Source organism: Candidatus Syntrophosphaera sp., assembly GCA_019429425.1.
Lineage (GTDB): Bacteria > Cloacimonadota > Cloacimonadia > Cloacimonadales > Cloacimonadaceae > Syntrophosphaera.
In genome coordinates this window covers 1-4,060 of the sequence record JAHYIU010000123.1, presented here as the reverse complement: position 1 = coordinate 4,060, position 4,060 = coordinate 1, and the positions used below count along the sequence as shown (strand labels likewise).

Here is a 4,060-nt window from a genome sequence, read left to right as displayed (position 1 = left end):
GTGTCTTGGAATGTATTTTCGCACATGACCCAAATCATTCAACCGATGGACATAATGTATAGGTTATTCGTTTTAAGGTAAGTGATTATAACATTAGCATGCCACTTTTTTGGGGGTATGCCTTAAAGTTTCGAAGGGGTTTCTCGCAGATTAACGTAAAAAACAGCCTCTCACAGATAACACGGATCACGGATTTAAAGGGATATGGGGCCACGAATGACGCCACCACGTCAATCCGTTCTCCCAAAGCATCTTTTGATTGACAAAAAGAGGTCAGACGAGGATATTGTTTAAATGGGTCAGAATGACCGGACTGAGAGGCGAAGGAGAGATAATGCCCAAAAAGAGCCAGGCTTTTCATGAGTTCATGCCGGAGCAGGTGTGGAAATGGAAGCTGATGGAAGAGCGCTTTGACCACGTGCTGAAGCTGCACGACTATCACGAGATCCGCCTTTCCGTGTTGCAGGATTTCGAGGTGTTGCAAAAGGGAATACAGACCCTGATGGTGGGCAGCGAGGCTGAACGGGTGGCGGAAAGGACGCTGAACCTATGCCAGCCGGACGGGAACCTGAGCCTGCTGAGCCTGCGCCCGGAAGGTACGATCAGCGTTTTGCAACACACGGCACGCAGCCACAAAAAGGGCGAGATCCACCGCTACTACTACCACGGGCCGATGTTTCGCAAGGCGCGGGACGGCAGCGCGATCGAATCCTTCCAACTAGGGGTGGAACTTCTGGGCAGCGACAGCATCTTCTCCGAAAACGAGGTGATCAGCCTGGGAATCAGGTTGCTGCGGGACCTGGGCTTCCGGGAAGCCAGCCTGCGGCTGAACAGCTATGGCTGCGATAGTTGCCGGCGCAAGTTCTTCACGGACGTCTGTGCCTTTCTGGAGAAGCACCGGGACGAGTTTTGCGACAACTGCTATGAGGAACTCTGTGCCAATCCTTTCGCCGACACGCGCTGCGAGAGCAAAAGCTGCCGCCATGACGCCTGGGAGGGGCCCGAGATCGGGGCCTACCTCTGCAAGAAATGCCAGGCCAATTTCTCCCAGATCAAGAAGATCCAGGCTAACCTCGGCCATTCCTACAAGGTGGACCCGCGCCTGTTCAAGAATTTCGCCTATTACAACGAGACCGTGTTCGATTTCGTGGTGGCCCCAAGCGGAAAAGAAACGTCCGTGGGCGGTGGGGGCAGGTACGACTACCTTTCCGAGCGGATAAACGGGCGCAAGCTGCCGGCCGTGGGCTTCTACCTCGATCTGGACGAACTGTTCCGGCTGATGGAGTCCCGCGGGCTGTTCCTGCCTTCGGGCGAAGACTTTGCCGTCTATCTTTGCGCCCAGTCGCCGGACATGGACATGATGCTGCTCCAGATCGCCCAGGAACTGCACGGGCAAAACATCAAGACCGTCCTCAGCACGGAGATCAGCAGCACGGAAGCTGAACTGAAGAACGCCCGCTCCGCCCGCTGCCACCTGATGATCGCCATCCGCGAGGAAAACATCCGCGAAGGCAAGCTGCTGCTGCATAACCTGGGCCGGGAAGATCAGGCTTACATAGCTTTGAACCGGCTGGCGGAATCCATCGGGATCGCCCGCAAATCCTTGAAAAAATAACAATAGGAAGTACAACCATGCAATCAATCAGCACCAACCACGCCGCCGAGGCCGTGGGACCCTATTCCCAGGCGGTCATGAAAGGCAATATGCTCTTTGTGTCCGGCCAATTGGGCATCGATCCGGCCAGCGGACAAATGGAACAAGGCTTTGAAGCCCAGGCCAATCGAGTGTTCAGCAATGTCAAGGCTATCCTGGAAGCCGCGGGAATGCATCTGGCCGATGTCGTGAAGGTGAGCGTGTTCCTCAAGGACATGAACGACTTCGCCGCCCTGAACGAGATCTACGCGCGCAATTTCAGCTCGCCCTTCCCGGCCCGCGAGGCGATCGAGGTGGCCAGGCTGCCCAAAGACGGGCAGGTCGAGATCTCCGTGATCGCGATGAGGTAGGGCCATGGGCATCAGCACCAAGACCGGAGACAGCGGCCAGACCTCGCTTTACAGCGGGGAACGGGTTTGGAAAGACGACCCGCGCGTGGACGCCTACGGCTCGCTGGACGAGCTGGACGCCCATATCGGGGAAGCCCGGCATTATGTGAATGACCCCGGTGCCAGGGACATCCTCGAGGACGTGCAGGAAAAGCTGTACCGGGTTATGGGCACCCTGGCCTCCAAAAGCGGGGATTATCCGCATTCCGTCACAAACGCTGATGTTGAGCAGCTCACGGCTTTGATTACCAGACTGGAGGAAAAGACGCCCCTGAAGGGATTCGTCCTCCCCGGCTCGCTGCCCTCCTCAGCCAAGCTGGACATCTGCCGCACCATCGCCCGCCGCGCCGAGAGGCACGTGGTCACCCTTTCCCGCTCCGAACAGGTCGCGCCACAGCTTATGCAATTTGTGAACCGGCTTTCCGACCTCTTCTTCATCCTGGCCAGAAGCCTGGAAGCTGCCGAGGGGGCGATCCGCTATGAGGAGCATCAGAATAAATGATCATAATCAGATAAGGAGTTTGACATGTACAAGATAGTGCTTGTCCGCCACGGGGAAAGCCTGTGGAACAAGGAAAACCTCTTTACCGGCTGGACGGACGTGGACCTTTCGGAAAAAGGGACGGAGGAGGCCCACACCGCGGGCCGGCGCCTCAGGGAAGAGGGCTGGGTGTTTGATGAAGCCTGGACCTCCGTGCTCAAGCGCGCCATCCGCACGCTGTGGATCGCGCTCGATGAGATGGACCTGATGTATCTGCCCATCCATCACGACTGGCGCCTTAATGAACGCCACTACGGTGCTTTGCAAGGGTTGAACAAGGCTGAGACCGCCGCCCGCTACGGTGAGGAGCAGGTCAAGATCTGGCGCCGCAGCTACGACATCCCGCCGCCAGCTTTAGACCTGGACGATCCACGCTATCCGGGCAAAGACCCGCGCTACGCGAATCTATCCCCGGATCAGGTCCCGCTCTGCGAATCGCTCAAGGACACCTGCAAGCGCGCCATGCCTTTCTGGGAGGAGGTGATCATCCCCAGGCTGGTCGCCGGCCGCAGAATGATCGTTTCCGCCCACGGCAACAGCCTCCGCGCCATCGTTAAGAACCTCGACCAGATCAGCGACGTGGATATCCCCAGCCTGAACATCCCCACCGGGATCCCTCTCATCTATGAATTCAATTCCGACCTCAGCGTGAACAAGCGCTATTACCTGGCCGACCCGGATGAGATCGCCAAAGCAGAGGCCGCGGTCGCCAACCAGGGGAAAGCGAAGGAGTAGATTTTTCTTGACGGAACCCGGCAGGGACAGAAATTGGCAAAAAAACCAAGGAGAAACAAATGGCTGTTAAAATTGATAAAGACACCTGCATCGGCTGCGGCGCCTGCGTGGACGTTTGCCCCGTGAGCGCCCTGGCGATGAAAGACGACAAAGCCGAGTGTGATGAATCCGCCTGCATTGATTGCGGCGCTTGCATCGCCTCCTGCCCCGTACAGGCTATTTCCGAATAGGCCACGGGCATGATTTGAACGCGGAAGAGGGCAATGCTCTCTTCCGCTTATCTTTTACCGAACATTTTTGGGAGGTTACCATGAAGCGCGGATTCTTGTTTTGTTTCGTTTTGCTCAGTATATCCATCCTGACCGGCACCGACGTCAGCGGCATCCAATCCGGCACCTGGACGCTTGCCAACAGCCCTTACAACGTGATCGGCGACGTCACCATCCCCGCGGGCAGCGACCTGCTCATCCAACCCGGGGTTTTGGTCAACGTGATGGGCAATTACCGCATCACGGCGCAGGGAACCCTTACTGCCACAGGGACGGAGGCAGACAGCATCCGCTTTGAGAGCGGCCAGACCGATCCCAACGCCCTCTGGGTGGGCATCCGCCTGGAAAACGAAAGCCAGATCAGCAACATCCAGTTTTGCTACATCGAAAAGGCCACCTATGGGATCAATTCCATCAATTCACCGGCCAATATCTCCTACAACCGCTTCAACCTCAATGAGAAGGGTATCCA

Annotated in this window: 6 protein-coding genes; all 6 read left to right on the top strand. The window is 56.9% G+C overall.

Annotation, left to right across the window (positions count from 1 at the left end; translation table 11 throughout):
- The first annotated feature begins 334 nt into the window (after positions 1 to 334).
- The gene (locus tag K0B87_09405; GenBank protein MBW6514951.1) at positions 335 to 1,615 is read left to right on the top strand and encodes an ATP phosphoribosyltransferase regulatory subunit; all 1,281 of its coding nucleotides are present in this window, start codon (positions 335 to 337) and stop codon (positions 1,613 to 1,615) included.
- A gap of 17 nt (positions 1,616 to 1,632) precedes the next feature.
- Complete coding sequence (locus K0B87_09400; protein ID MBW6514950.1) at positions 1,633 to 2,004, top strand: RidA family protein; 372 nt, start codon at positions 1,633 to 1,635, stop codon at positions 2,002 to 2,004.
- 4 nt (positions 2,005 to 2,008) lie between these two features.
- Positions 2,009 to 2,545, top strand: coding sequence for a cob(I)yrinic acid a,c-diamide adenosyltransferase (locus tag K0B87_09395; GenBank protein MBW6514949.1), 537 nt, complete (start codon positions 2,009 to 2,011; stop codon positions 2,543 to 2,545).
- A 24-nt stretch (positions 2,546 to 2,569) separates the two neighbouring features.
- Positions 2,570 to 3,319, top strand: coding sequence for a 2,3-diphosphoglycerate-dependent phosphoglycerate mutase (gene gpmA / locus K0B87_09390; protein MBW6514948.1), 750 nt, complete (start codon positions 2,570 to 2,572; stop codon positions 3,317 to 3,319).
- A 59-nt stretch (positions 3,320 to 3,378) separates the two neighbouring features.
- Entirely contained in the window at positions 3,379 to 3,549 is a 171-nt protein-coding gene (locus K0B87_09385) for a 4Fe-4S binding protein (protein MBW6514947.1), read from the top strand.
- A gap of 80 nt (positions 3,550 to 3,629) precedes the next feature.
- Positions 3,630 to 4,060 (top strand): hypothetical protein (locus K0B87_09380; GenBank protein MBW6514946.1); only part of this gene is annotated, 431 nt, incomplete at its 3' end.